Raw genomic sequence first — 26,375 nt, 5'->3', positions numbered from 1 at the left:
CGCCAGAGGATGCCGAACTGGTCTGCTCGCAGCTGGGCGGCCACGTTTTCCACCTCTACGGTGCGGCGGATGGCCCGGTGCCGGTCCCGGCTCGCTGGTGGTGTTCGGCAACCGTTCGCGGGCCGTTCATCCCGGTGGTGGATGGTGCCCCGCGTGCGTCGCTCTCTGACCGTCGCGGCCGTGCCCGCGCTCACCGCTCTCGTATCACTCCTCGTCCTGCCCGCCCTCGCTGCCCCGGCGGGCGCGCACGGCTTCACCTCCACCGTCTACGCCGACGCCTCGACCCCCGAACCGGGCGTCGTGCGCACCGAGCTCGCCCTGGAGTACGACCTGCTCGTCGTCTCCGCCGCCGAGTACCAGGACGACCGCGCCTTCTTCGACGAGGGGATGGCCCTCTGGGAGACCGGCGAGGAGCCGACGGCGCTCGCCGCCCACGCCGACACCGTGCTCGGCTACCTCACCGACCGCTTCGAGGTCACGGCCGACGGCGCGGCGTGCGCGCCCGCGCAGGTCGGCGACTTCGAGATCACCGACCGCGAGGGTGTGCCGTACGCGGTGCTGGTGCTCGACCACGACTGCGGCGCGGTGGAGCCGGGCGAGCCGGGCGAGCCCGTCGACTACGCGGTGCGCAGCACCCTCTTCGCCGACGACGAGGGCTACGTCACCGGCACCACGACCATCCTCGACTACGAGCTCGACGGAGCCGCGGGCAGCGCGGCACTCACGCAGCACACTCCGTCCTTCTCGACGGTCGAGCACTGGTACGAGCGCATGGGCCACTTCTTCGTGCTGGGTGCGGAGCACCTGCTGCTCGGCCCGGACCACCTGCTGTTCCTGCTCGCGCTCATCGTCGGCTCGCGCCGGCTGCGTGACGTCGTGCTCGCCGCGACGTCGTTCACGCTGGCGCACTCGGTGACGTTCCTGCTGGCCGCGCTGGGCGTGGTCAGCGCGCCGGCGGCCGTCGTCGAGCCGGTCATCGCCCTGTCGATCGCGGTGGTGGCGGCGTGGCACGTGTGGGGGATGTGGCGGGGGAGGGGAGTGCCGTCGTACGGGGGCATCCTGGGGAAGGACGGCGTCCTGGAGCCGGCGCGGGCCGGGCGGCTCGGGCTGGGACGGCTCGGGCTGGACCGGGCTGGGCTGGATCGGGCCGACTGGTTCCGGCTCGCCGTCGTCTTCGCCTTCGGCCTGGTCCACGGCCTCGGGTTCGCGGGCGCGCTCGGCATCGACGAGCCGTTCTCGTGGACGCTGCTGTGGTCGCTCCTGGTGTTCAACGTGGGCATCGAGGCGGTGCAGCTCGGGATCATCGCCGTCGTCTTCCCGCTGCTGACCCTGCTGCGCCGCCGGGCGCCGCGCACCGCGCTGTGGACGGGCGTCGTGGTCGCGGCCGGGGTGACGCTCGTCGGGCTGTTCTGGTTCGGCCAGCGGCTGCTCGGGCTGGGCTGACCTGCTGGGCTGACCTGCTCGGCTGACCTGCACTGACGCGCCGTCGGACCAAAGATCACCCGCCGCAGCGCCGCATGTTCATCTGTCGCTCATCCCGGCGTCGGCACCGATTCGTCTCCCGGGGCAAGTGTCGGCTCGGCGCCGCTCGGCGCTCCCTTCACTGGAGGACTCATGCAAGCGAATGACCATCGCCCGGCCGCGTCCGTGCGCGGCTGGGGTCGTTCAGCCGTCGCGGCGGTGGGGCTCGTCTCCGTCGTCGCCGGCGGTCTGACCTACGCCGCGACGTCGGCCGGCGCAGCCGACCTGCCCTCGACGTTCCTGGGCGGCACGACCACCTGGGCGTACTCGGACGACAACACCGACCCGGCCGCGGGCAGCAGCGACCGGCTCACCTGGACCTACGCCGGGTTCGACGACGCGGGCTGGCAGCGCGCCACCGGGCCGTTCGGCGCGAAGAACGGCTCGGCGACGCCGGACCTCGGCTCCGGCTTCCCCGTGACCACGGTGCTCGACCACTACGTGGACCCGGCCGCGGCGACCAAGGTCGCGATCCCCACGTACCACCTGCGCACCACGTTCGACGTCACGGCGGACCAGCTCGACCGGATCGCGTCGCTGCGCGGCGACGTGACGTTCGACGACGCGGTGCAGATCTTCGTCAACGGCACCAAGGTGGCCGGCTTCGTCGATGAGCGTGTCGAGGCCGTCCCCGACGCGCAGAAGAACCTCACCTACGCCGGCGCCAGCGCCGGCAACCCGGTGAACCAGCAGTTCAGCGTCCCGTCCGACGTGCTCCAGGCCGGCGTGAACACGCTGTCGATCGGTCTGTACAACGACCGGGCGAGCAGCTCCGACGTGTACCTCGACCTCAAGTCGCTGGTCCCCGTCGAGGTGCCCGTGGAGGAGCCGACCACCACGGTGACCGACCTCGTGCTCGGCATCGGCGCGACCCAGGCCGAGCGCAACCTCGCCTGGTACTCGGACCTGGACACCGAGCAGGTCGCCCAGATCGCGCCCGCGGGCGAGGTCGTGGACGGCGTCTTCCCCGCCGACGCGATCAGCGTCGCCGCCACGGGCGGGCCGTCGTCGAGCGGGGAGTTCTACCGCCACGCGACGTTCACGGGGCTCCAGGAGAACACCGCGTACTCCTACCGGGTCGGTACTGCGGGCCAGGCTGGTACCGAGGGCTCCTGGTCGGCCGTCTCGACGTTCCGCACGCAGGCGTTCGACGGCGACTTCGACTTCCTGTTCTTCGGCGACCCGCAGCTCGGCTCCTCCGGCAACGTTCCGCGCGACACCGAGGGCTGGGTCGACACGCTCGACGTCGCCACGGCCGCCTACCCGGACGCCGAGATGCTCTTCTCGGCCGGTGACCAGGTGGAGTCGGCGAGCAGCGAGGCCCAGTACGAGGCTTTCCTGTCCACCGACCACCTGCGCCAGATCCCGTTCGTGGCGAACAACGGCAACCACGACGTCGGCAACAAGGCGTACCGCCAGCACTTCAACACGCCGAACCTCGACGAGAGCGCCGGCCCCGGGTCCGGCACGAGCTCGGGCGGCGACTACTGGTTCGTCTACAACGACGTGCTCTTCCTCAACCTCAACTCCAACAGCCGGGACTACGCCTCGCACGAGCGGTTCGTGCGCGACGTCGTCGCGGAGCACGGCGACGAGGCGAAGTGGAAGGTCGTGTCGTTCCACCACTCGATCTACTCGGTGGGCCCGCACGCCACCGACAGCGACGTGATCGACCGCCGCAACACGTGGCCCACGCTCTTCTCCGAGCTCGGCATCGACCTGGTGCTCCAGGGCCACGACCACAGCTACGCCCGCTCGTACCTGATCCGCAACGGTGAGAAGGCCGACCCCGCCGAGGAGGCGGGCGCCGACGTGCTCACCCCGGGTCCCGGCGGCGTGCTGTACGTGACGGCCAACTCGGCGTCCGGCTCGAAGTACTACTCGGCGAACGCGGCCGGCTCGTGGTGGCTGTCGGCCTTCAACCAGGAGAACGTGCGCAACTACACGGCCGTGGAGGTGTCCGACGACGCCATCTCGGTGCGCACCATCCGCTCCGAGGCCAAGGACGCCGACCGTCCGGTGAACTCGGTCGTGGACCAGGTCACCATCGCCAAGCCGGTCGACCCGAACACCCAGAAGCTCCAGGTCGTGGTGCCGCAGGGCGCCCCGGGCGAGTTCGTCTGGAGCATCGACGGCGCCAACACGCTGGTCGACCTCGGCACCGCCGAGGCCGCCGGCGACCACTACGCCGCCGAGGGTTCGATCAACCCGATCCGGGTGACCGACACGCGCCGCGGCGGCCCGCAGTGGTCGCTCTCCGCCCAGGTGGGCGACTTCACCTCCGGTGACCAGTCGTTCTCCGGCAAGTACCTCGGCTGGACCCCCGACGTGATCGAGGCGGGCGGCGGGTCTCTCGCCGGCGCGCAGGTCGCGACCGGGTTCAGCGGCGGCCCCGGCCTGTCCGAGTCGGCGACCCTCGGCCGCGCCGCGGCCGGGCACACCACGGGTTCGGCGCTCTTCGGCGCCGACCTCGACCTCAAGATCCCCGTCGACGTCACCGACGGGACCTACCGGGCCACGCTCACGCTCACCGCGTTGAGCTGACCGAAGCGGGGGCTGACCCCGCGTCGGGCGGGCGGCGCTCTCACGAGGAGCGTCGCCCGTCCGGTGACCCCTGTCGATCCGGTCGATCCGGTCGATCTCCTTCCCGAAACCTGTCTGTCCCGCACCATCGAAGGAAGCTCCATGCCCGTGCCCGCCGCCCGCGCGACCACGCGCCGTGTCGCCGCTCGCTCCTCCGCCGCGGTCGCGGCCCTGTTCGGGGCCCTGCCCGTAGGGCTCGCGGCCCTGGCCGTCACGCTCGGGACGGCGCTCGCCGCGCCCCCGGCTGCTGCTGTGCCGGCTGTCGCTGTGCCGGCGGCCGCGCCGGTCAGCGCGACCGTGCCCACCGACGACGTCACCTGGGGTGTGCGCACCGCCACCAACGACCAGGGGACCGAGCGGGAGAACTTCCGCTACACGGTGGACCCGGGTACGAAGGTGTCCGACGAGCTCGTCGTCACCAACCACGGCGAGACCCCGCTGAAGCTCGACATCTACGCCGCCGACGGCTACACGACGACGGCGGGACAGCTCGACGTCCTGACCCGGGGCGACGCCGCTGACAGCGGGGACGAGGCCGGCTCCGACGACACCGGGTCCGACGACACCGGCTCGAACGAAACCGGCTCCTTGAACGTCGGGTCCTGGCTCGACCCCGCCGTCGACCAGGTGCGCCTCGCGCCCGGCGAGAGCGCCGACGTCCCCTTCACGCTCCGGGTGCCCGACGACGCGACGCCCGGCGACTATGCGGGCGCGATCCTGACCTCGCGCACCGTCACGGCGGAGGAGGCGGGGCTGGACTACGAGACCCGGTCCGGGATCCGCGTGTACCTGCGGGTCGCCGGGGACCTCGCGCCGAGCCTGACGGTCACCGACGCGCACGTCGAGTACCACCAGACCCTCAACCCCTTCGGGCCGGGCGACGCGACCGTTACCTACACCGTCCGCAACGACGGCAACGTCCGGCTGGCCGCGAACCAGGACGTCGGCGTCGCCGGCCCGTTCGGCTGGCTCGGCGCGCAGGGCGCCGCCGCCGACGTGCCCGAGCTGCTGCCCGGAGAGTCCTGGCCTGTGTCCGTGCCGGTCGACGGCGTGGCCCCGCTGTTCTGGCTCGGCGCCGACATCGTGCTCGTCGCCCAGCTTCCGGATGTCGCGGGCGCGACTCCGGGCGTCGCACCCGTCGAGGCCCACGCGTCCGGCTGGGCCGTGCCGTGGCTGCCCCTCCTTGTCGTGGTGCTGCTGGCCGGAGCCGTCGTCGTGATCGTGCGCCGCCGCCGAACCCGCGGGCAGCGCGAGGACGCCCGCGTGCAGGCCGCCGTTGCGCAGGCGCTCGCGGAGCGCGCGGCGGCGGAGGGCGCGGCGGCGGAGGGCGCGGCGGCGGACGGCGCGGCGGCGGACGGCGCGGCGGCGGACGGCGTGGCGACCAAGGACGCAGCGGTCGCGGACGAGGATCCGAAGGGTCCCGAAACGACAGCCACAGGCGAGTCCGAGGGTCCCGCGAGTCCTGTCGCGGCAGCCGCCGAGGAGTCCGAGTCGCCGAGGCCTGAGGTTCCGAGGCCTGAGGCACCAGGGTCTGAGGCACCAAGGTCCGAGGCGCCGGCGTCCGGGGCGGTCGCACCGTGAGGCGGCCGGCAGCGCGCCTCGCCCCGAGTCTGGCGGCGGCCACCGTCGCGCTCACCCTCGCCGCGTGCGGCGCGATCGCGCCCGGCCCGACACCGGACGACGTCGCCAGCCCCGCGCCACTGACCGGGTTCGCGGCGCGGTTCGTCGGATCGAGCCACGAGCCGGCCCCGGAGGCGACGGTCCGCCCCACGCCGGGCACGTGGGACGACGTCGCCCTCCCCGCCGGGTACACGATCGTCGTCGTCACCCGCGGCGACGACGCCGCGACGGCGACCCTCACGGACGCCGTCGAGCGCTACGCCGCGGAGCACGGGGCGGACCTGACGGTGCTGGAGGCGCGGAGCGACGACGACGTCGAACGGCGCATCGACGAGGCCGTGGCCGCCACGCCGGACCTCGTGGTCGGCGTCGGTGACGGTGTCGTGGACGTGTTCGCCCTGATCACGGCCCAATACCTGGAGACCGACTTCCTGGTGGTCGGCGCGCAGCTGCCGGAGCCGACCCACAACGTGACCGCCGTCGTCTGGCCGGGCGCGGAGTTCCGCGGAACCGGGCTGGGGAACGACGACGCCCACCCGGCCGCCGTCACGGCGGAGCGTGCCCGCGAGGCCGTCGCCGCCGGGGCGGCGAGCGTGCTGCACGACCTGACTGGCATCGTCATCGAGCTCGGCTAGCTCCTCCGGGGTGTCGGTGGGCCCGGATACAGTCGTGAGATGGCACGACACCGGATCTTCGAGATGAGCTTCGCCAGCATCTACCCGCTCTACGTGCAGAAGGTGGAGCGCAAGGGCCACACCACGGCCGAGCTGGACCAGGTGCTCACCTGGCTCACGGGCTACGACGACGCCGGCCTGCGGCAGGTGATCGACAGCGGGGTGGACCTGGAGACTTTCTTCGCGGAGGCCCCGGCGATGAACCCGAACGTGTCGCTGATCAAGGGCGTCATCTGCGGGTACCGCGTCGAGGACATCGAGGACCCGCTCATGCAGCAGATCCGGTACATGGACAAGCTGGTCGACGAGCTGGCGCGCGGCAAGAAGATGACGTCGATCCTGCGGGGGAGCGAGTCGGCCGCGATCTGACGCGTGCGGCGTTCGCTGATCGGGCTGAAGCACGGACCGAAGCCGCTCGTCCAGCATGCGAAGGGTTATCCACAGATTTGAAGTGTGCCTCGCGATGCGTATGAATGTTCGAGACAATGGTGTCAGATGAACACGACGGGCGGGCGAGGGGGTGGCACGGATGGACTCGGTGGAGAGCATGGTGTCCGGTGGTGTGTCCCCGGCGGGTTCGTTGGAGGGTGTGCTGGCCCGGATCGAGACGGCGGTCGGTGAGCTGGCCGCCCTGGTCGCCCCGGGTGTGTTGGAGGGTTGGGGTGCGCCGACGGTGGCCCGGTTGATGCAGGCGCATACCCGGATCCGCAGGGTGACCGGGCGTCTGGACGGGGTGCGGTGGTCGGTGTTGCCGCGGATCGAGGACGACGGTTCCTGGCGCAGTGGTGGCATGTCGCGCACGTTCCCTGCGTGGTTGCGGTTGCGTGAGGGCGTCTCGGCGGGCACGGCCCGTAAGGACGTGACCACCGCCCGGCGGTTGGCGCAGGCCTTGCCGGCCACGCGGGAGGGTCTGGTGGCCGGACGTGTGGGTGTGGATCACGCCCGGGTGATGACGGAGGTCGCGCCCACGAGCCAGACGCGCCAGGACGCGTTGGCGTGGTTGATCGAGACCCGCACGGGGCAGACCACGACGCCGGAGGCGTTCGTGGACACGGTCGCGGTGGATCTGCCGGACCCGGCCGACGACCCGGACGGTTCCCGCGTTCGTGAGCAGATCACGAAGGTGCTCGAAGAAGCGATCACCGCGGGAACCCTGGTCACGGGCGAGGGCCTGGTCCTGCGCGAGGCCGCGGTGCTCAACGCGGACCAGTTCCGGGTCGTCGCGCGCCGGTTCGCCACGATCACCGACCCCGACACCGATGACGTGGACGACGACAAGGCCGCCGAGGGCGAGTTCCTGGACGTGTCCAAGACGCTGGGCGGGTTCCACGTGGCGGGGTTCTTGACCGACGAGCACGGCCTGCTGCTGACCACCGCGTTGAACGCGGTGGTCGGCGCACCGGCGGTGGGCGATGACCGGGCGCCGGGTCAGCGCCGTGCCCAGGGCCTGGCCGACATCGCCCACCTCGTGCTGGACACGAACCAGGCCTCGCCGGGTGCGTCGATCCCTCCGCACCTGAATGTCACGGTGTCCTTGTCGGAGCTGCTCACCCAGGTCACCCGCACCCGTGAGGGCCTGTGCCTGACCTGCGGGCAGACGGTCCCGGGCCGGGCGGGCGCGCCGAGCACAGGTGCTGGTCCTGTGATCGTGGCTGGGGCTGCTGGGGCTGCTGGGGCTGCTGGTGGTGCGGCTGGGGTCAGCGGGTCGGTCGAGGATCCTGGCGCTCCGTCATCGCCCGGTGCGCCAGGCGGTGCCCCCACCAGTGCGAGTCCTGATGCTGCGAGTGCGGGTGCGGGTGCGGGTGCTGGTGTGCCAGGTCCGGGTGTGTCGGGGTCGGGGTTGTTGGGTTCGGGTGGTGCGGTGTTCACGGAGTCGGGTGGCCGGGTGCCGGTGGGGTTGTTGCGTCGGTTGGCGTGTGACAGTGCGGTCACCCGGGTGGTGTTCGGTGCGGATGGTGCGGTGTTGGATGTGGGGCGCGCGCAGCGCACGGTCACGGGCCAGATGCGGCGTGCGGTGATCGCACGCGATGGGCATTGTGTGTTCCCGGGGTGTGACCAGCCGCCGTCGCGGTGCGAGGTACATCATGCGGTGACGCACTGGGCCCAGGGTGGTGCCACGTCGGTGGCCAACAGTGCGTTGCTGTGCTGGTTCCACCACCAGCTCGTTGATACGCGGGGGATCGCCATGTCCTGGGCCGGCAAGCCCACGACCATCAACACCTCGGGTGTGCTGGTCGAGACCGGGTGGGTCTTCACCGATCCGCGTGGTCACCGCATCCGCCTGCCCGAACCCATCGACCCAGCACCCGCACCCGGCGAGGCTGCCGACCCCGACGACCCGTCCGTCATGCCACCAGCCACGGCAGCATGACGAATGGACTCGCCCACATCTTGGCCGGGCTGGCCGACCGAGCACGGCCGTGCTGGCCGACCCGCGTCTCGGCTGTACTCGGCCGACCCACATCATGGCCGTGCTCGGCCGGACCGCGGGGCACACGGTCTGCCGCGCGGCCGTGCGCGCGACTCTCCGATTCCGTGTTGGCCGTCCACCAGCTCCGAGCAGCGCTCGTTCGAGAGCCGTGCGAGGTCGGGACGAGCCGGGGCGACCGGTCAGACCGCGGCCGGGGCGAGCGCGTTGAAGATAACCTCGCGTTCGGCTCCTGTGGCGATGCGCCAGACCGCGTCGGCGAGGTCGTCGGGGTCGAGTACCGGCATGGGAGCCGAGCCGGGAGCAGCGTCGGGGGCAGCATCGGACGGCAGTTCGGTTGCCGGTTCGGGCGAAGCCGTCGGCACATCCGCTCCTCCGACATTCGTGCGCGCCTGGCCCGCGGTCAGCATTCGGTGGATGTCGCCGCGTTCGATGAGCCCGCCCACCACGAGCGAGCCCACGTGGACGCCGTCGGGTCCAACAGCCTCGGCGAGGGTCAGGGCGTAGGTGCGCAAGGCGGCCGAGGCCGGCGCGAACGGCCCGAGGAACGGCAGCGGGACGACGGCGCTGAGCCCCGACACGTAGACGATCGCCCCGCTGCCGCGCTCGCGCATGCCCGGCAGCACCAGCCCGGCGAGCTCGACGGCGGGGTCCACGACCTGGGCGGCGGCGGCGCGGACGTCGTCGGCGCACGTCTCGAGGATGCCGATCGGGGCGGCCGCCGGGTTGTCGGCGCCCGGCCCGTGATAGACGACGTCGACGGGTCCGAGCTCGGCCTCGACCTCGTCGAGCGCGCGTCGCAGGCCGCCGGGCCGGCGCACGTCCTCGGCGACGGCGACCGCGCGGACCCCCGCCGAGCGGAGGTCGTCCAGGTAACCGGGGTGCCGGTCGGCGCTGCGGGAGACCAGACCGACCTGGTACCCCTCCTTGCCGAACCGCCGGGCCACCGACATGCCGAGGCCGGGTCCGGCGCCCAGGACCAGCAGGGTGGGGGGAGTGCTCATTCTTGTCTCCTCGTCGTCTTGCCGCCGGGCTGCCCCGACGTGACCGTTGGGTACGGTGACGTCATCGATCCTCACGGCACCACGGACGTCTCGGAAGAAGGCACTTTCATGTCAGATGGGAACACCGGTGTGCCCCACCCCGACGCTCACCCAAACGCCCACATGGTGGCGGCCGCCGTCCGCGGCCGGCTGCCGGGGCGGGTCCCGACGGCGGACTACGAGGCGTGCCCCGTCACACACACGGTGCGGATGCTGGGCGACAAATGGACGCTGCTCGTGCTGATGCTGCTCGCCGAACGCGCGCACCGGTTCAACGAGCTACACCGGCGCGTCGACGGGATCAGCCAGCGGATGCTGACCCGCACCCTCCGGGCTCTCGAGGACGACGGGCTGGTCGCCCGGACCGTCTTCCCCACCGTTCCGCCCGGGGTCGAGTACGAGCTCACCGAACGGGGCCGCGAGCTGTTGGTCCCGCTGTCGGCCCTCGCGGACTGGGTCGTGCGGGACCGGGCGGCATAGCCTGCTCGTTCGCGTGGCGCCCGCTCGGGCGCGCCCGGCGCCGCGCGTCGCTTCCCGGACCCTTCATCGACCCCTCCCTGACCTTTCTGTCACGTCTTGAGCGGCGGAATTTCGCCGATTAGCGTCGCGTCGGATGCGCGACGGCGGCGTCGCGCCTGGAACGGAGGGCGTGCCCATGACAGGTCCAGCGAACGGATTTCCCGTCGACCGGCGGTCGCTCCTGGCGGGTGCCGCCGGGGTCGCCGGCTCCCTGGTGGCGGGCCTGGCCCTGCCCGCCGCGACCGCCTCGGCGGCGGGCGTGGCAGCACCGGGCCGGGCGCCCGACGGTACGCCGGGCGGCGGGACGACCGGAGGGGCGGCACCCGGCGCGGCGTCGTCGTCGGGCCACCCCGCAGGCCGCCATCCCGCGAGCTGGCCCGACCCGGAGCCCTACGGCCTCGCGGACACCCGGCCGGACCTCTGGCCGCGCGACGACAACTCCTTCGTGCTGCCGCTGGAGCTGCGCCCGCGGGACCGGGAGCTCGGCCGGGTCTGGATCCGCGACACCTACGTGAACTGCTTCGTCGTCGACGGCAAACCCGTCTACGTCGCCACGGGGACCACGCGGGTCCCGGGACTCCCGGCTGCCGGTCCCTGGAACGACGGCATCTTCCTGTGGCTGGCCCCGTCGCTGCGCGGGCCGTGGCGGCTGGCCGACACGACGGCGATCCGGCCCGACTCCGGCCAGGGCGCTGAGCAAGGCGCCGCGCAGGGCGCCCCGCAGGGCGCCCCGCAGGGCGCCGCGCCGGGCGCCGAGAAGGGCAAGGTCTGGTCGCCCGAGTTCGTCGGCGAGAACCGGCCCGGCCGCACCGTCGTTGCCCCGTGGCAGGAGTACTGGGACGACCACGGCCAGTTCGGCAAGCGCGGCAACGTCTGGGCTCCGGAGGTGCACTACTTCCGCGGCACCTGGTACATCGTGGCCTGCATGGGCGACCACTCCACGAAGGTCGGCTCGTTCCTGCTGATCAGCGAGGGCGGCCCCGAGGGCCCGTACCGCCTGGCCGAGGGCAACGTCGACAAGCCGTTCGGCGACCCGTTCATCGGTGGGCCGTCGTTCATCGCGCCCGGGGCGTATCACCACATCGACGGCAGCATCTACACCGAGGACGACGACGCCTGGCTGGTGCTGCACAACCACCTGTACGCGCCGTTCCGGGACGACATGGAGGACATCGTCCCGACGACGAACCTGCCGCTGTTCCAGCAGACGCCGTACACGCCCGAGCCGTACCTGGAGGGCGCGTACGTGTTCAAGCACGGGGGTAAGTACTTCCTGGTGCACGCCGCGTGGGACCGCACCTCGACGAACAGCGACGGGACCACGCGGAACGCCTACGACACGGCTGCGCCCGGCCGGGTGCAGTACCAGTACGACGCCGTCGTCGCCGTCGCCGACCGGTTCGAGGGACCGTACTCGGAGCGCTGGACCGCCGGTGTGGGCGCGGGGCACAACAACTTCTTCCTCGACCACCACGGACAGCCCTGGGCCACGTTCTTCCGCAACCCGGCCGCCGGCTACTGGGCCGACCCGTCGCGGGTCGCCGACGCGGCCGCGGCCGGCGTCGTCCGGCTGGAGTGGACGGGACCGGAAAGCAACCGCCTGTACGCGGCCCGCCGCCCGGGTCGGTCCGCACAGGACTGAACCGCCCACCCAGCCACAAACCCCGCCCAGCCACAAACCCCGCCCAGCCACAAACTGTTGAGTGCTGGGTATTTGCGGAGTCAGGCATTCAGATCACGCAAATACCCAGCACTCAACGGTTTGGTCGTCCGGGCGGGGTCGGGGTCGGGGTCCGGGTTGGCGTGGGTGGGGTTGGCGTGGGCGCGGTCAGCCCTGGCGGTCTGCCAGCGCCGTCTGGTACTCGTCGCGGATCGTGTCGCCGCCGCCCTTGGCCCACGCCGCGGCGGCGTCGGCCCAGGCGGTGACGGGCTTGCGCCCGGCCAGGATGTCGCCCTCCACGGATCCCAGCTTCTCGCCGAGCTGGCCGCCCTTGCGGCTGGCCGTGTCGCTGAACAGGCCCTGCACCGGGTTGCGCACCGCGGTGGGGACGACGGCGGCCTGGGCGTCGTGCTCCGCCTGCGCGACGTCGGGATCGCCGGCCTGGAAGTTGACCCAGGGCCCCTCGACCACGTACTTGAGGCCGAGCTGGATCTCGGTGCGGCCCTTGTCGGTGAGCACCGGGTCCGTGCCGTCGAGCTCGTGGTGCACGCCCTCGACGCCATAGGTTCGGAAGAGGTGCTCCTCGGAGCCGAACGGGGCGGCGAGGTAGTTGATCAGGCTGAGCAGCGCCTCGACGCGGCCCTCGGACTTCTTGCTGATCGACGTGATGTTCTGGACGGGCGCGCCCAGGTGGATGCCTGCCGTGCCGCCGCCCTCGGCGAGCGGGGGCGCCGCGACGGCGAGCCGGAAGTTCTCGTCGATCGGGTAGTTCGAGAAGTCGGGCCACGCGCTGAACGTGTCGTCGAGCATGCGGATGGTGCCGTTGACCAGCCAGGTCTTGCGCTGCGGCTGGGTGGCCGGGACGCCGTCCGGGTGCACGAACCCGTCCGCGACGAGGCGCCGGCCGAGCTCCAGGGCCTCCTGCTGGCGCTCGTGCAGGTTCGCGCTGGTGAGCTTGCCGCCGTCCTCGGACCAGCCGTTCGGGATCTCGTACATCTGGCGCAGGTATCCCAGCGGCACGCGCCCGAGCGCCCAGGTGTTGCCGCCCGAGAGCTCCTTGCACAGGTCGTAGAACTCCTCGGCCGACGTCGTCTGCGGGTCGATGCCCTCGCCCTCGAACCAGTCCTGGCGCGCGTAGAACACGGTGCTCTGCGCCGGCCCGCGGGGGACCGGGACGGCGAAGATCTTGCCGTTGTAGACGCAGGACTGCCAGCTCTCCGTCGGGATGTTCGCGAGGAACGGGTACTTCTTCACCGCGTCGCCCGAGAGGAACTCGGTCAGGTCGGTCGCCCGCTCCTCCAGCAGGCTCGGCAGGCCGGGGACCTCGCCGGGGAACATCTCGAAGATGTCCGGCAGCCGGTCGCCGGCCACCGTCGTCTGGAACCGGTCGGAGTAGTCGCCGGCGGGCGTGAGCGCGATCGTCAGGGCGAACCCGAGCCGCTCGTGCAGCTCCTGCCAGTAGGCGTTGTCGTCGACCGACGGCGGCACCGGCGTGTTCGTCAGGCCGAAGATGCCGACGTCCTTGCCGTCACCGATCGTCCCCTCCGCCACCTGCTGGGGACTGGCCGGATACTTCAGCATGGTGTCGGGCACGCCGTCGGTGCCCTTGATGTCCATGGGCACGCCGGCGTACGGGACGTACGTGGGCAGGGCGACGGTGGCGCTGCCGGTCAGGGCACCGCCGCCGCGGCCCTCGTTGCTGCAGCCGGCGAGGCCGAGCACGGCGAACGCGCCGAGGCCCATGCCTCCCATCAGCAGGCTGCGGCGGCTGATGTTCGTCTCCGTGAGCAAACGGTTCATGACTACTCCTCATCGAGCGGGGTAGAGCGGGGGGAAAGAAAGAAAAGCGGGAGCACAGCAGGATCGGGATGCCGGACGGCGCAGGCCGGGTCAGCCCTTCACGGCGCCCGTGAGCATCCCCTTGGCGAAGTGGCGCTGCAGGAAGGGGTAGACCAGCAGCACCGGCACGATGGAGACCACGAGGATCGCCATCTGCAGCGACGTCTGGGGCGGCAGGGCGGCGGCGTCGATGCCCAGGTCCTGGGAGCCGAGCTGGGCGCCGTCCACCACGTAGGTGCGCAGCACGAGCTGCAGGGGCCACTTGCTCGCGTCCGACATGTAGAGCAGCGCGTTGAAGAACGCGTTCCAGTAGCCGACGCCGTAGAACAGGCCGACGACGGCGAGCACCGGCTTGGACAGCGGCAGGCCGATGCGCCAGAAGAGCTGCCACTCGGTGGCGCCGTCGATCCGCGCGGCGTCGATCACCTCGTTCGGGAGCTGCACGAAGAAGGCGCGCACGACCACCACGTTGAAGGCCGAGACCGACGTCGGGATGATCAGCGCCCACAGCGTGTCCAGCAGGCCGAGCTGCTGGACCACGAGGTAGCTCGGGATGATCCCGGGGTTGAAGAGCAAGCTGATCAGCACCACGAGCAGCATCGCCCGGACGCCGAACGCGCCCTTGCGGCTCAGGGCCCAGCCGAGCGTCGTCGTCAGCGCGAGGCTCAGCGTGGTGCCGATGCCCGTGACGACGACGCTGATCCACAGCGCCTGCGTGACGACGCCGCCGGCGAAGATCATCTGGTAGGCGCTCAGGTCGATCCCGGTGGGCAGGAGCACGAAGCCGCCCGCCTCGGTGACCTGCTCCGGCGTGGCCAGGCTGGTCGAGATGATGCCGACGAACGGCAGGATCACCAGGGCGCAGGCGATCGTCAGGACGATGCCCTTGACCGTGCGTTCCACGGGGCCGGGCATCGCCACGCCGTCGATCACCGCCCGTGTGCCCGTGCGCGTGCGGCCGCGCGGCCGGCTGTCGTTCATGTTCGGGCCTGGCGTGGTCCGGGCGGGTCCTGCGGTGGTGGTCGCGCTCATGCTCGGTACACCCCTTCCTCGCCGAAGGCGTGGGCGGTCTTGTTGGCGACGAGGACCAGGACCAGCCCGATCGCTCCCTTCACGAGGCCGACGGCGGCTGCGACGCCCCAGAACCCGCCCAGGACGCCCTGGTTGTAGACGTAGGTGTCCAGCACGTCGGACACGCCGAGCCCGACCGCCTGCTGCTGGAGGATGAGCTGCTCGAACCCGACGCTCAGGGAGTCGCCGAGCTTGAGGATGAGCAGCATGATGATGATCGGCCGCATGCCCGGCAGCGTGATGTGCCAGGTCTGGCGCCAGCGCGACGCGCCGTCCACGGCCGAGGCCTCGTACAGCGACTTGTCGATGCCGGCCAGCACCGCGAGGAACAGGATGGTGGCCCACCCGGTGTCCTTCCAGATCACCTGCGACGTGATGAGCGCGTAGAAGGCGTCGGAATTGCCGATGATGTCCAGCGGCTCCCACCCGTGCGACCGCAGGAAGTTGTTGATCAGCCCGGCCCCGCCGAGGATCTGCTGGAACACCGCGACGACGATCACCCAGGACAGGAAGTGCGGCAGGTACAGGATCGACTGCACCCACTGGCGCACGCGGTTGGACACGAGGCTGTGCAGCAGCAGGGCCAGGACGATCGGCGCGGGGAAGACGAAGACCGTCTGCAGCAGCGTGATGACCAGGGTGTTGCGCAGCGCCGCCAGGAACTCGGGGTCGCCGGAGAACAGGATCTGGAAGTTCTCGAACCCGACCCAGAGGCTGCGCCCGATGCCGAGGTACGGCTGGTAGTCCTGGAAGGCGATGACGTTCCCGCCCAGGGCCAGGTACTGGAAGACGACGATGACCGCCATGCCGGGCAGTGCCAGCAGCAGCACCGCCCGGTCGCGGGCCAGCCGTCGCCACCACGGCAAGGGCCTGCGGATCTGCTGTGATCCATCGCCCCGTCCTGCGTCACCTCCTCGTGCCGCGCGGCGGCCGGAGGAGGCGCGTCCCGCGCGGGCCTCGTCGACCGCGGTCATCCCGCGGTTCCCGGCACGTCACGGACGTGCGGCGCGTTGTCAGGCATGGTGTCGCTCCTCGGTGAACGGACTGATGGTGAACTGGTTCGTCGCTGATTCGTCGCTGCTTGGTACATCGTTGTTCCACGGGTGATCTCGGTGCGACGGCCTGCTCCATTGCCACGGGGCTGCACCATTGCAGAGTGATCGATCACCGCTTGCGGGTTAGGCTAGGAGGTGATCGATCACTTCGCAAGGGCCTCTCCCGCGACGAGGTCTGCGACGGTGATCTGCGGAGTGATCTGTGGAGTGATCGGCGGAGTGATCCGCGGGGGCGTGCCAGAATGCCCGCGTGCCACACGGACGCGGGTGCTGACCAGCGGTGATGAGCAGCGAGGACGGGGCATGGCGAACGAGAGCTCGACCGGCAGCAGCGTGACCGACAGCGCGACCGGCAACGTGGCCGACAGTGCGACCGGCAGCAGCGTGACCGACAAGCGGCGCGCGACGATCTGGGAGGTCGCGAAGGCCGCCGGGGTCTCCCACCAGACCGTCTCGCGCTACCTGCGCAACGACGCCAAGATGCGGCCCGAGACCGTGGCCCGCGTGCGCCAGGCCGTCGAGGAGCTGGACTACCGCCCCAACCTGACCGCCCGGTCCATGCGCACCCGGCGCAGCGGCCGGGTGGCCGTGCTGCTCCCGGCGGTGGCCACGTACGGCCCGCCGCAGATCCTCAGCGGCGTGATGGAGGTGGCCCACGAGCACGGCTACACCGTCGAGGCGTTCAGCGTCGAGGGCACGCCCGCCGACCGCTTCGAGCGGGTGCGGGAGCTCGCCGACTCCGGTCAGGTCGAGGGCGTCCTCGCCCTCGCGCCGCTGCCGCCCGGTTCCGGCGGGCGGTTCCCCGAGCGGGCCGCGATCGTCGTGTCCGCCGACTACGACGACAAGTTCCGCGGCGTCGGCGAGCTGGCCGACGGCTCGCCCGTCGAGGACCTCGTCGTGCGCCTCGCGGAGCTGGGCCACCGCCGGTTCCTGCACGTGACCGGCGCGCTCGACTACGCCTCCGCGCGCGGCCGCCGCGACGTCTTCGTCGCCACCGTCGAACGGCTCGGGCTGGGCCCGGCCCAGGTCATCGAGAGCGACTGGTCGGCCGAGGGTGCTCGCGCCGCCGTCCTGTCCCTGCCCGAGAAGGGCCACCCGACCGCCGTGATCGCGGCGAGCGACGTCGGCGCGGCCGGCGTGGTCCTGGGCGCCCGGGAACGCGGGTGGACCATCCCGGGCGACCTCAGCGTGACCGGCTGGGACAACAACCAGCTCGGGGCGTACCTCGAACCGACGATGACCACCGTCAACGTCGACCATCGCAAGCTCGGCCGGGCGGCCATGGCGCGGCTGGTCGCGACGCTCCAGCCGGAGACGGCGGCGGCGCGCGAGGCCGAGGCGGCGTCGGACGGCCCGCTGAACACGATCATCTGGCGCGGCTCGACGGGCCCGGCGCCGTCCTGACGTCCGCCCGGCCCGCGCCCCGCGCCCCGCTCCCGCCTTCGTTGAGTGCTGGCTATTTGCGGCTCTGACGGGCAGAAGGGCGCAAATAGCCAGCACTCAACGAAGGAGGGTGGGGCGGGTCAGGACAGGGCGGCGGAGAGGTGGGCGGCTACGTCGGTCGGGGTGGGCATTGTTGCGATCTGGGCGGCCACCGTCCGGGCCGACTCCGCGTAGGACGGGTCGGTGCGGAGGGTGACGACCGCCTTGGCCACGGTCTCCGGGACGTCCGGGACCGGCTGGACGGCGATACCCGTGCCGGTCGCGCTGACGACGGCGGCCTGGAGGAACTGGTCGGCGCCCTGCGGCACCACGACCAGCGGCAGCCCGCGTGCCAGCACGCCGAGCGTCGTGCCGGCGCCACCGTGGGTGACCACGAGGTCGACGTCGTGCAGCAGCTCCGCGAGCGGGGTGAAGGCAGCGAACGTGATGCCGTCACTCGCGTTGGCGGCGCCCGCGTCGGCGGAACCAGCGTCGGCGGAACCAGCGACGTCGTAGTCCGCGGCGCTCGCGGTGAGGCCCAGCGTGACGACGAGGTCCACGCCGACGGTGCGCAGCTCGGCGAGGATCGGGGTCAGGGTCGCCGGGTCCGAGAAGTGCGTGCCGAACGTGACGAGCACCCGGGGGCGTTCGCCGGACGCGGCGACGGCGTCGCGCGCCTCCGTGCCTGTGCCCGTGCCCGCGTCCGCGCTCGTGCCCGGCCCCTGGTGCGGCTCCGGTCGCACGGGGAGCCGGTTTGCGGGCGCCTGCCAGCCGGGCGGCTGGAGCAGGTCGGGGCACGGGTCGATCTGCCATCGGGCCGGGACAGGGGTCAGGCCGCGGTCGGCGTAGCGGCTCGCGACGAGGGCGGTCATGCCGTCGGTGAACTCGGCGGGGATCGCCGGGCCGAACGCCATCGTGGCGAACGGCACGTCCAGCGCGGCGGCCACGAGGGGGCCCACGAAGTCCAGGGCCTCGGCCACGATCAGGTCGGGGGCGAACCCCCGGGCGGCGGCGACGGCGTCGTCCGCGGTCAGGTCCACGCGGGTGCCCGCGAAGAAGTCGGCCACGGCCTCCGGCCGGGGGTCCGCCGCGGCGTCGACGCCGGTCCGGCGCCCCGACTCCGCGAACAGGACGTCCGCCGTCGGCCCGGCGGGGAGCAGCTCGATGCCCTCGGCGTCGAGCAGCGGCGCGAACGCCGCCGCGGTCAGGACGGCGACCTGGTCGCCGCGGTCGCGGAACGCGCGGGCGAGCGGGAGCAGGGGCAGCAGGTGCCCGTGGGCGGGGGTGCTTGAGAAGAGTATGCGCACATTCATTAGTGTAGGACTACTGCGGATTATCGGAGCCCGTCACGGACCCTGGACCAGGCCCTGGTCAGGCCCCAGATCAGGCACCAGACCAGGCACCCGATCGGGCCCCGAGCAGCGCGAACACGAGCTGCTCCCGCAACCACGTGCGGCGCGTCTCCGGGTCCCAGCCGATGGTGCCCAGCCGCAGCCACGACTCCGGGCTGAGGTAGTAGGCCAGGACGTCGGTCGCGCGTTCGGCGCTCAGTCCCTCCCGCAGCGCGCCCAGCGTCTCCAGCCGGGCCGTGATGAGGCCGAACCGTTCGCGCAGCAGCCGCTCCGTGCCCTCGAACGTCGCGCCGATCTCGGGGTCCGCCGACGCGTTGGCGATCAGCACGGTCATCAGCCGGCTGTGCCGGTGGACGACGTCGCCGGTGCTGCCCACCGTGAGGTCGACGATCTCGTGGGCGTCGTCCGAGGCGGCGATCGCGGCCAGCGTCTCCTGGATGCTGTCCTCGCCCGACGCTCGCTCCGTCAGGCCGCGCACCAGGCCGAGCTTGGTGCCGAACGCGACGTACACGGTGTTCGGCGACACCCCGGCCTCCTGCGCGATGCGGCCGATCGTCACCCGCGCGTAGCCGTCCTGCGCGAAGAGCGCCTCGGCCGCGTCCAGGATCGCGGCGCGCGTCGCGGCCGCCGCCTGATCACGGACGGCGGACCGGTAGGGGCGAGATGTCATGCGGCCCAGCCTAAGGAGCGGCCGCCCGTGCCGGCTGGGCTGGATAAGACAGGGCTGGACGAGACAGGGCTGGACAGGATCGCCCGCCTGCGCTGAGGTAGCCCGCATGAGGTGGCGCAACGGCGAGCAGGGCTACGGCATCGTCACGAAGGTCCTGCACTGGGGGACGGTCGCGCTCCTGGCCGGCCAGCTCGCGGTCGGGTACGCGATGGACGACCACGGTGACGTGCCCGACGTCGACTGCGACCCGGTGGGGGAGGACCGCAGCGGCGGCGACACCACCGATGCCGAGGAGGACCGGTTCGACCGGTTGGAAGAGGCCTGCGAGCAGGCCCAGGACCTGCGCGAGCAGGACGCCGACGACGCCGTCGGCTCCGCGTGGTCGGACCTGTGGACGGGCGACTGGACGGGCGGCGGGGCGGGCGGCGGGGCGGGGAGCGGCACGGCCGGCGGGGCTGGCGGCCTGCTCGACGGCGCGGGCGGGCTCGCGCTGCCCGCGCTGCATGTCCTGCTCGGGCTGGCGATCGTCGCGATCGGCGTGCTGCGGGTGGTGTGGCGCAGCACCACGCCGCTGCCGGCCTGGGACCCGCGGCTGACCAGGACCGACCGGAAGGTGCTCCACCACGCCGAGCGCATCCTGCTCGCGATGCTCTTCGTGGTCCCGGCGACCGGGATCGCGCTGGTGCTGGGCAGCTCCGACCTCCTGCCGCTGCACATCGCCGCGCACCTGTGCTTCTACGCCGCGTTGGCGGCGCACGTCGGTGTGGTGGTCCGACGGCGGGTGGTGGGCCGGATGCTCTGGGGGCGGCCGGTCGCCGGGCGGTGAGCTTTCCCGGCCGGGTCGATTTCTCGCCCGACGTGCGTCCCGCCCCCGGGGCACCGACGATCGGGGGATGAGCACAGGCTCGGCGACACCGCCGTCAGGAACCGGACCGGACCCGACCCCTCCCGCCGCCGTGGCGGGCGACCGCCGGTTCTTCGGGCATCCCCTCGGCCTGATGACGCTGTTCACGACCGAGCTGTGGGAGCGGTTCAGCTACTACGGCATGCGCGCGATCCTGGTCTACTACCTGACCGACACGATCGCCAACGGCGGCCTGGGCCTCGACCAGACGCTCGGCGAGGCCGTCGTCTCGATCTACGGCACCGGCGTCTACCTGCTGTCCGTGGTCGGCGGCTGGCTCGCAGACCGGGTCATCGGCGCCCGGCGCTCCACGCTCTACGGCGGCATCATCATCGCCGCCGGCCACGTGTGCCTCTCGGTCCCCGCCGCCGGGTTCTCCTACCTGGGCATCGTGCTCGTCGCCCTCGGCACCGGCCTGCTCAAGCCCAACGTGTCCTCGATGGTCGGCTCCCTGTACGACCGGCAGGACCCGCGCCGCGAGTCGGCGTTCTCGATCTTCTACATGGGCATCAACATCGGCTCGTTCTTCTCGCCGATCATCGTCGGCGCCGTGCGCGCCGTCTGGGGCTATCACGCCGCGTTCTCCGTGGCCGCGATCGGCATGGGGATCGCGCTCGTGTTCTTCGTGCTGGGCCGCAAGAACCTGCACGGCGCGGGCGACGTCGTCCCCAACCCCGTGCTGCCGGGGGAGCGGCCGGCGCTGGTGCGGATGTTCGCGATCATCTTCGGCGCCGTCGTGCTGGTGTACCTCATCGCCGTGCTCGTGGCCGGCGGCTGGGGCGTGCACGCCCTCATCGACGCCCTGAGCTACATCGCGTTCCTCGCCCCGATCGCGTTCTTCATCATGATGTACCGCTCGCCGCGCGTGACCGACGCCGAACGCCCGCGCCTGGTCGCCTACATCCCGCTGTTCGTGGCGGCCATGCTCTTCTTCATGATCTTCGAGCAGGCCGCGACGACGCTCGCGACCTTCGCCGCCGACCGGACCTCGCGCGAGATCCTCGGGTTCACCGTCAGCCCGGAGTTCTTCCAGTCGATCAACCCGGCCTCGATCATCATCCTGGCCCCGGTGTTCGCCTGGCTCTGGGTCCGCACCAAGGACCGCCCGCCGACGCCGTACAAGTTCGCGATCGGACTGGCGCTCGCGGCGCTCTCGTTCCTGGTGCTGGCGGGGGCGTCCGCCATCGCGGGCGACAACCTCACGCCCGGCTGGGTGCTCGTGGTCGTGTACGTGATCCAGACGCTCGGCGAGCTGTGCCTCTCGCCCGTGGGCCTGGCCGCGACGACGCTGCTCGCGCCGCGCGCCTACCAGGGGCAGGCCATGGCGCTGTGGTTCCTCGCGCCTGCCGCGGGGCAGGCCATCACGGCGCAGCTCGTCCAGGCGACGGAGGGCGCGTCCGACACCGCGTACTTCGGCGGCATCGGCCTGGTCGCCCTGGGCTTCGCGGCCGTCCTCGCGCTGCTCGGGCCGTGGGTCACGCGGCACGTGCGCCGGGCCGACCAGCTCGAAGGGGTGCACACGAGCGGGGAGTGAGCAGCATCGGAAACGGCTGGCCAGGCCCCGCACCCCCGGTCGTAGAGTGACCGCATGCCGACCATCGAGACCCTCGCCGCGTTCGTCGTGGCGTCGGTGATCCTCATCGTGATTCCCGGGCCGAGCGTCCTGTTCGTCGTCGGACGCTCGCTCTCCCTGGGCCGCCCCGGCGGCCTGCTCAGCGTGCTCGGGAACGAGCTCGGCGCCCTGCCCCTGGTCGCGGCGGTCGCGCTGGGCGTCGGCACGGTCGTGGCCGAGTCGATCGTGGCGTTCACGGTGCTCAAGCTGCTTGGCGCCGGCTACCTGGTCTACCTGGGCGTGCAGGCGATCCGGCACCGGCGCGACGGCGTGGAGCCGGACGGCGAGGAGGACGGCGAGGGGCACGGCGCACCGGGCCGCCGGACGCCGTCGCGCTGGGCGATCCTGCGCCAGGGCTTCGTCGTGGGCGTGACCAACCCCAAGACGATCGTGTTCTTCGTGGCCGCGCTGCCCCAGTTCGTCGACGTGCGTGCCGGGCAGGTGCCGTTGCAGATGATGGTGCTCGGCCTGGTCTTCACGCTGGTCGCGCTGGTCTTCGACAGCCTCTGGGCGCTCCTGGCGGGCGCCGCGCGCACGTGGTTCGCGTCGTCGCCGCGCCGGCTGTCGGCGATCCGCGCCACCGGCGGCGGCATGATGATCGGCCTCGGCGGGACGCTCGCGCTCGCCGGCAGCAAAGTTTGAGCGGGCAGAGCGTGAGCGGGCAGAGCGTGAGCGGGCAGAGCGTGAGCGGGCAGAGCGTGAGCGGGAGCGCCGGGACCCGCCTCGCCGTCGTGCGCGGACCGTCCGGGGCGGGCAAGTCGACCGTGGCCGCGGAGCTGCGCCGGCGGATGGGCCGGGGGACGGCGCTCGTGCAGCAGGACTACCTGCGCCGCATCCTGCTGTGGGAGAAGGACGTGCCCGGCGGGGTCAACATCGGGCTGATCGACACCGTGGTGCGCCACTCGCTCGACGCCGGCTACTCGGTGGTGCTGGAGGGCATCCTGGCCTACGACCACTACGGGCCCATGCTCACCGCCCTGGTCGCCGACCACGCCGGGACGACGGCGTGCGCGTACCTGGACGTGCCGTTCGACGAGACGATCCGCCGGCACACGACCCGGCCGCAGGCCGCCGACTTCACGCCTGAGCAGATGGCGGACTGGTTCACCCTCGACGACCGGCTGGGCGTGGAGGAGGAGTTCGTCGTGGGGCAGGAGTCGTCGGCGGAGGAGACCGTCGGCAAGCTGTTGGCGGCGCTTGGTGGCTCCTGACGAGGTGGTCTGAGCCGGGCCTGCTCCGCCGTGTTCGTCATGGGAAATCACGGGTCGCGGCTGGTGTATTCGCGGTGGATGAATTGACCTATCTCATTGCCGACTTTCCACGCATTCGTCGGGGTGAAGGTTAAATTCCACCTGATACGTTGCAATTGGTAGTTCCCGTGTCTGGGACGGGAGCTACCGAGCGACCCCCTCCGCAGCGGGCCCCTGCGGAGGGGCAGACTTGCCCTCCGGCCATGCCAGTACGGTCTGTCCCACGCGTACGGTCTGTCCCACGCGTTGCCGGTCGACCGAAGGAGGAGATCGTTGCGCACCAGCGAGCTGGCGGCCCTCGCCGGCGTGACGATCCGTGCCCTGCGGCACTATCACCGGATCGGGCTGCTCGAGGCGCCGTGCCGCACGGCTGACGGCCAGGTTCACGATCAAGTTCAGGATCGGGATCGAGATCAGGAGTCCGAGCACGAGTACGAGTACGAGTACGAGTACGACGTGCGCCACCTGGCTCGGCTGCTCCGGATCACGCGTCTGACCGAGCTGGGCGTGCCGCTGGCCGACCTGCCGGAAGTGCTCGACGCCCCCGACGTCGCCGCGGACCTGCTGGACCGGCTCGACCGGGAGGCGGCCGCCGAGATCAGGCGGCTCACCAGCCGACGGGCCGTGATCGCCGTGCTCAGGGAGCACGGGGCCACGCCTGACCTGCTGCCCACGGAGCGCCTTCGGGGCGGCTGACGCGCCGACCGCGCGGTCGGGTTCACCGTCCGCGTGCCGCGCGGCGACGGCGGCGGCGGGCCTGTGCCGCGCGCTCCTCGGCGTCGTCGAGCTCGTCCTCGACGGCGGTCAGGTCGGCGTGCGCCCCGTCCGCCTCCGCCCGGGCCTCGTCGAGGGCGCGGTGCGCCGCGTCGCGCTCGGCGGTCAGCCGCGCGACCTCCTCGTCCAGGCGCGTGGTCTCGCCCTCCGCGTGCTCGACGGCGGCGTCCGCGGCGTGCAGGCGGTCGCTCGCGTCGTCGCGGCGGGCCTCCAGACGGTCCACCTGCGCGGAGGTCTCCTCGACGGCCCGTTCGGCGGCGTCGCTGTCCGGCTCCGTCGATTCCTCCGCCGACGCCGCCGTCGCACCCTCCGTCGCACCCTCCGTCGCGCCCGCCGTCGCGCCCGCCGTCTTCTCGGCCGTGTCCGCCGCCGCCGCGTCAGCCGCCGTCGCGCCCGACTTTGCTGTCTCAGCCTCCGTCGCGTCCGGGCGCAGCGTCACGAGGTCCGCCTCCTCGCCGAGCTCGTCGACGATCCCGAACCCGGCGTGCTGCAGGCCGCGGGAGAGGCGTCCGGCACGGACGGCCGCGCCGGCGTCCGCGTCCATGACGGCGGCCGTCAGCGTCTCGGTGAGCCGGTCGAGGACGGCGGCCGACACCGGCCGCCCGTCCACCTCGCCGGCGTCCCGCACGACGCCGACCAGTGCCTCGGTGCGTTCCCGGCGCAGGTGGTCCAGCGCCTTGATGCGGGCGCGGTCGCGGTCCTGCGTGGCCGCGCGGAGCTCGTCGCCGACGGCGGTGAGCGCCGCGACGTCGTCCGGGCGCTCCCGCACCACGTGGTTGATCACCCAGGCCGCGACCGACGGCTTGGGCAGCCGTTTGATCCGCTCCGCGCCGAGCCGGTCGCCGCCGTCCGCCACCTTGCGGGCCGCGGCGTCGCGGGCGGCCACGAAACCGTCGAGCGGCTGCGTGTACAGGGCGTCGACCGTCGCGTCGAGATCGGTCGCGTCGAGATCGGTCGCGTCGAGATCGATCGCGTCGAGATCCGTCGCGTCGAGATCAGGGGGTTCGGGCCGCGCTGTCACGGTCTCACCGTGGCACGGCCGCCGTCGTTCCGCCCGACAGGCCCCCGACGCCCCCGAACATGCCGGCGTGCCGCTCCCGACTACGCCGGCGCGCCGCCCCCGGCGCGGCGGTCCCGGTCGGCCCTGCCTGTCCAGTGCCCCACCCAGATGGCGCCGAGCAGCGCCAGCACCCCGATGAGGACCGGTGCCGCGGCCAGCGGCGCGATCGCGGCCACGGCCGAGACGAGCAGCGGCCCGCCGGTGTTGCCGATGTCGCCGCACAGCCGCCAGCCGCCGAGGAACTGCGACCGGCCCTCCTCGGGCGCGACGTCGGCGCCGAGGGTCATGACGATCCCCGAGCCGAGCCCGTTGCCGAGCGCGATGAGCGCCATCACCAGACCGACGGTGAGCGCCGAGTCGGCCAGGGGGAGCAGCAGGCAGCCGACGCCGACGGCGACCACGACGGGCACCGCCACCACCCGCCGGCCCTTGGTGTCGAGCAGCCAGCCGCCCGGGAGGGTGAGCGCGATGTCGATCGTCGCCGCGACCGCGAACAGCAGGGAGACGACGGCGGCGGAGATGTGCACGTGGTCGGCCCACAGCGGCAGCAGGCCGGTGCGCACCGACCGCGACGCGCCGATGATGATGACCGCCACGCCGAGCGTGAGCAGGGTGCGGCGGTGCTCCCAGAGCACCGAGTGCACCGGCAGCGGGACGGCGCCCCGGCGCACGCGGCCGAAGTCCGGCATCCGCGTGACGATCAGCGCGGACGCTACCGACGCGCACGCCGCGAGCAGGAACACGGAGCGCACGCCGAACAGGTGGATCAGCAGCGCGCCGAGCAGCGGGCCGACCAGGATGCCGAGGCGCATCGACCCGCCGAGCAGGGCCATGCCACGCGCCCGGTGGCTCACCGGCACGGCGTCGATGAGGAATCCCTGCCGGGCCAGCAGGAACGCCGTCCAGCTCATGCCGCTGACGAAGACGCACACGCACAGCAGCCAGACCGAGGGCACGAAGAACGCGACGAGCATCGCCACCGCGTCGACCAGCCCGGCGATCACCAGGGTGCGGCGCTCGCCGAGCCGCGCCACGAGCGCGCCCGAGGGCAGCGAGTTGGCGAGCTGCCCGATGCCCAGCAGTGCCACGACGAACGCCGCCAGCGCGGTGCCCGCACCGAGGTCGCCGGCGTGGATCGCGAGCACCGGCATGACGGCGCCGTGGCCGATCGAGCTGACGACGGACGGCAGGTAGGCGACGACGGCGATGTCGCGAAAGCGGAAGTCCCGATCGTCCCCTGAACCGCCGCTACCGCCGTCGCTCGTCACACCGCCATCGTGTCAGATAGTTAGCCTCGGCAACGACCTGGTCCGCAGTG

General features: G+C 72.2%; 22 protein-coding genes. 14 read left to right on the top strand and 8 right to left on the bottom strand.

The genetic code is table 11. From position 1 onward, the window contains the following. Positions 1-153: 153 nt before the first annotated feature. The 6 genes from ACFWEJ_RS11110 to ACFWEJ_RS11085 all read left to right on the top strand — a co-directional run bounded on the left by ACFWEJ_RS11110 (position 154) and on the right by ACFWEJ_RS11085 (position 8,769). Positions 154-1,443: a HupE/UreJ family protein gene (locus ACFWEJ_RS11110; protein WP_377229265.1), complete on the top strand. Its 1,290-nt coding sequence runs from the start codon at positions 154-156 to the stop codon at positions 1,441-1,443. 171 nt (positions 1,444-1,614) lie between these two features. Then, positions 1,615-4,065 (top strand): fibronectin type III domain-containing protein, encoded by a 2,451-nt coding sequence (locus tag ACFWEJ_RS11105; RefSeq protein WP_377229264.1) that lies wholly within the window; start codon positions 1,615-1,617, stop codon positions 4,063-4,065. Positions 4,066-4,206: 141 nt separating this feature from the next. After that, a complete protein-coding gene (locus tag ACFWEJ_RS11100) occupies positions 4,207-5,685 on the top strand; it encodes a WxL protein peptidoglycan domain-containing protein (RefSeq protein ID WP_377229263.1) in 1,479 nt (492 codons plus the stop codon). Continuing rightward, entirely contained in the window at positions 5,682-6,359 is a 678-nt protein-coding gene (locus tag ACFWEJ_RS11095) for a BMP family ABC transporter substrate-binding protein (RefSeq protein ID WP_377229262.1), read from the top strand. The genes ACFWEJ_RS11100 and ACFWEJ_RS11095 overlap by 4 nt, the downstream gene beginning before the upstream one ends. A gap of 39 nt (positions 6,360-6,398) precedes the next feature. Then, positions 6,399-6,767: a DUF2200 domain-containing protein gene (locus tag ACFWEJ_RS11090; RefSeq protein ID WP_377229261.1), complete on the top strand. Its 369-nt coding sequence runs from the start codon at positions 6,399-6,401 to the stop codon at positions 6,765-6,767. A 160-nt stretch (positions 6,768-6,927) separates the two neighbouring features. Further along, the gene (locus tag ACFWEJ_RS11085; protein WP_377229260.1) at positions 6,928-8,769 is read left to right on the top strand and encodes a DUF222 domain-containing protein; all 1,842 of its coding nucleotides are present in this window, start codon (positions 6,928-6,930) and stop codon (positions 8,767-8,769) included. Between the two features lie 239 nt (positions 8,770-9,008). On the opposite strand, the gene ACFWEJ_RS11080 is transcribed toward ACFWEJ_RS11085, so the two are convergent. Continuing rightward, positions 9,009-9,830 (bottom strand): SDR family NAD(P)-dependent oxidoreductase, encoded by an 822-nt coding sequence (locus ACFWEJ_RS11080; RefSeq protein WP_377229259.1) that lies wholly within the window; start codon positions 9,828-9,830, stop codon positions 9,009-9,011. A 108-nt stretch (positions 9,831-9,938) separates the two neighbouring features. Here ACFWEJ_RS11080 and ACFWEJ_RS11075 point away from each other — a divergent pair, with 108 nt between their 5' ends. Both ACFWEJ_RS11075 and ACFWEJ_RS11070 read left to right on the top strand, forming a co-directional pair. Then, positions 9,939-10,349 (top strand): winged helix-turn-helix transcriptional regulator, encoded by a 411-nt coding sequence (locus ACFWEJ_RS11075; RefSeq protein ID WP_377229258.1) that lies wholly within the window; start codon positions 9,939-9,941, stop codon positions 10,347-10,349. Positions 10,350-10,524: 175 nt separating this feature from the next. Beyond that, positions 10,525-12,030 carry a family 43 glycosylhydrolase gene (locus ACFWEJ_RS11070; RefSeq protein ID WP_377229257.1) on the top strand — a complete coding sequence of 502 codons (1,506 nt, stop codon included), beginning with the start codon at positions 10,525-10,527 and terminating at the stop codon, positions 12,028-12,030. 186 nt (positions 12,031-12,216) lie between these two features. Here ACFWEJ_RS11070 and ACFWEJ_RS11065 read toward each other — a convergent pair whose 3' ends face one another. From ACFWEJ_RS11065 to ACFWEJ_RS11055, 3 genes are all read right to left on the bottom strand, one after another. Then, positions 12,217-13,848 (bottom strand): hypothetical protein, encoded by a 1,632-nt coding sequence (locus ACFWEJ_RS11065; RefSeq protein ID WP_377229256.1) that lies wholly within the window; start codon positions 13,846-13,848, stop codon positions 12,217-12,219. A gap of 90 nt (positions 13,849-13,938) precedes the next feature. Continuing rightward, positions 13,939-14,919, bottom strand: coding sequence for a carbohydrate ABC transporter permease (locus ACFWEJ_RS11060; RefSeq protein ID WP_377229255.1), 981 nt, complete (start codon positions 14,917-14,919; stop codon positions 13,939-13,941). Then, on the bottom strand, positions 14,916-15,932 hold the full coding sequence (locus ACFWEJ_RS11055) for an ABC transporter permease (protein WP_377229254.1): 1,017 nt from the start codon (positions 15,930-15,932) through the stop codon (positions 14,916-14,918). The genes ACFWEJ_RS11060 and ACFWEJ_RS11055 overlap by 4 nt, the downstream gene beginning before the upstream one ends. 384 nt (positions 15,933-16,316) lie before the next feature. Between ACFWEJ_RS11055 and ACFWEJ_RS11050 the strand changes: the two genes are divergently transcribed. Next, positions 16,317-17,417 (top strand): LacI family DNA-binding transcriptional regulator, encoded by a 1,101-nt coding sequence (locus ACFWEJ_RS11050; RefSeq protein ID WP_377229253.1) that lies wholly within the window; start codon positions 16,317-16,319, stop codon positions 17,415-17,417. Positions 17,418-17,536: 119 nt separating this feature from the next. Here the strand turns inward: ACFWEJ_RS11050 and ACFWEJ_RS11045 are convergent, their stop codons facing one another. Both ACFWEJ_RS11045 and ACFWEJ_RS11040 read right to left on the bottom strand, forming a co-directional pair. Continuing rightward, the gene (locus ACFWEJ_RS11045) at positions 17,537-18,748 is read right to left on the bottom strand and encodes a glycosyltransferase (RefSeq protein ID WP_377229252.1); all 1,212 of its coding nucleotides are present in this window, start codon (positions 18,746-18,748) and stop codon (positions 17,537-17,539) included. A gap of 70 nt (positions 18,749-18,818) precedes the next feature. After that, on the bottom strand, positions 18,819-19,457 hold the full coding sequence (locus ACFWEJ_RS11040) for a TetR/AcrR family transcriptional regulator (RefSeq protein ID WP_377229251.1): 639 nt from the start codon (positions 19,455-19,457) through the stop codon (positions 18,819-18,821). A 106-nt stretch (positions 19,458-19,563) separates the two neighbouring features. On the opposite strand from ACFWEJ_RS11040, the gene ACFWEJ_RS11035 reads away from it, so the two are divergent. The 5 genes from ACFWEJ_RS11035 to ACFWEJ_RS11015 all read left to right on the top strand — a co-directional run bounded on the left by ACFWEJ_RS11035 (position 19,564) and on the right by ACFWEJ_RS11015 (position 23,919). Next, positions 19,564-20,283: a cytochrome b gene (locus ACFWEJ_RS11035; protein ID WP_377229250.1), complete on the top strand. Its 720-nt coding sequence runs from the start codon at positions 19,564-19,566 to the stop codon at positions 20,281-20,283. Between the two features lie 67 nt (positions 20,284-20,350). Then, positions 20,351-21,895 carry a peptide MFS transporter gene (locus ACFWEJ_RS11030; protein ID WP_377229249.1) on the top strand — a complete coding sequence of 515 codons (1,545 nt, stop codon included), beginning with the start codon at positions 20,351-20,353 and terminating at the stop codon, positions 21,893-21,895. A 54-nt stretch (positions 21,896-21,949) separates the two neighbouring features. Then, entirely contained in the window at positions 21,950-22,615 is a 666-nt protein-coding gene (locus ACFWEJ_RS11025; protein ID WP_377229248.1) for a LysE family translocator, read from the top strand. Between the two features lie 11 nt (positions 22,616-22,626). Continuing rightward, positions 22,627-23,184, top strand: coding sequence for an AAA family ATPase (locus ACFWEJ_RS11020; protein WP_377229247.1), 558 nt, complete (start codon positions 22,627-22,629; stop codon positions 23,182-23,184). Positions 23,185-23,496: 312 nt separating this feature from the next. Further along, the gene (locus ACFWEJ_RS11015; RefSeq protein WP_377229246.1) at positions 23,497-23,919 is read left to right on the top strand and encodes a MerR family transcriptional regulator; all 423 of its coding nucleotides are present in this window, start codon (positions 23,497-23,499) and stop codon (positions 23,917-23,919) included. A 22-nt stretch (positions 23,920-23,941) separates the two neighbouring features. Here ACFWEJ_RS11015 and ACFWEJ_RS11010 read toward each other — a convergent pair whose 3' ends face one another. Beyond that, positions 23,942-25,018, bottom strand: a complete 1,077-nt coding sequence (locus tag ACFWEJ_RS11010; protein WP_377229245.1) for a hypothetical protein — start codon at positions 25,016-25,018, stop codon at positions 23,942-23,944. An 80-nt stretch (positions 25,019-25,098) separates the two neighbouring features. Beyond that, positions 25,099-26,325, bottom strand: coding sequence for an MFS transporter (locus ACFWEJ_RS11005; protein ID WP_377229244.1), 1,227 nt, complete (start codon positions 26,323-26,325; stop codon positions 25,099-25,101). Between the last annotated feature and the right edge of the window lie 50 nt (positions 26,326-26,375).

Source organism: Promicromonospora sp. NPDC060204 (genome assembly GCF_042728455.1).
Taxonomy (GTDB): domain Bacteria; phylum Actinomycetota; class Actinomycetes; order Actinomycetales; family Cellulomonadaceae; genus Promicromonospora.
The sequence above is the reverse complement of the archived record's forward strand: the minus strand, read 5'-3'. Positions and strand labels throughout refer to the sequence as shown.

Coding starts and splice junctions, on each gene's coding strand:
- ACFWEJ_RS11030 (WP_377229249.1), top strand. CDS start 20,351: ATGAGCACAGGCTCGGCGACACCGCCGTCAGGAACCGGACCGGACCCG.
- ACFWEJ_RS11090 (WP_377229261.1), top strand. CDS start 6,399: ATGGCACGACACCGGATCTTCGAGATGAGCTTCGCCAGCATCTACCCG.
- ACFWEJ_RS11070 (WP_377229257.1), top strand. CDS start 10,525: ATGACAGGTCCAGCGAACGGATTTCCCGTCGACCGGCGGTCGCTCCTG.
- ACFWEJ_RS11085 (WP_377229260.1), top strand. CDS start 6,928: ATGGACTCGGTGGAGAGCATGGTGTCCGGTGGTGTGTCCCCGGCGGGT.
- ACFWEJ_RS11045 (WP_377229252.1), bottom strand. CDS start 18,748: ATGAATGTGCGCATACTCTTCTCAAGCACCCCCGCCCACGGGCACCTG.
- ACFWEJ_RS11105 (WP_377229264.1), top strand. CDS start 1,615: ATGCAAGCGAATGACCATCGCCCGGCCGCGTCCGTGCGCGGCTGGGGT.
- ACFWEJ_RS11055 (WP_377229254.1), bottom strand. CDS start 15,932: ATGACCGCGGTCGACGAGGCCCGCGCGGGACGCGCCTCCTCCGGCCGC.
- ACFWEJ_RS11040 (WP_377229251.1), bottom strand. CDS start 19,457: ATGACATCTCGCCCCTACCGGTCCGCCGTCCGTGATCAGGCGGCGGCC.
- ACFWEJ_RS11035 (WP_377229250.1), top strand. CDS start 19,564: ATGAGGTGGCGCAACGGCGAGCAGGGCTACGGCATCGTCACGAAGGTC.
- ACFWEJ_RS11100 (WP_377229263.1), top strand. CDS start 4,207: ATGCCCGTGCCCGCCGCCCGCGCGACCACGCGCCGTGTCGCCGCTCGC.
- ACFWEJ_RS11050 (WP_377229253.1), top strand. CDS start 16,317: ATGGCGAACGAGAGCTCGACCGGCAGCAGCGTGACCGACAGCGCGACC.
- ACFWEJ_RS11080 (WP_377229259.1), bottom strand. CDS start 9,830: ATGAGCACTCCCCCCACCCTGCTGGTCCTGGGCGCCGGACCCGGCCTC.
- ACFWEJ_RS11065 (WP_377229256.1), bottom strand. CDS start 13,848: ATGAACCGTTTGCTCACGGAGACGAACATCAGCCGCCGCAGCCTGCTG.
- ACFWEJ_RS11060 (WP_377229255.1), bottom strand. CDS start 14,919: ATGAGCGCGACCACCACCGCAGGACCCGCCCGGACCACGCCAGGCCCG.
- ACFWEJ_RS11025 (WP_377229248.1), top strand. CDS start 21,950: ATGCCGACCATCGAGACCCTCGCCGCGTTCGTCGTGGCGTCGGTGATC.
- ACFWEJ_RS11075 (WP_377229258.1), top strand. CDS start 9,939: ATGTCAGATGGGAACACCGGTGTGCCCCACCCCGACGCTCACCCAAAC.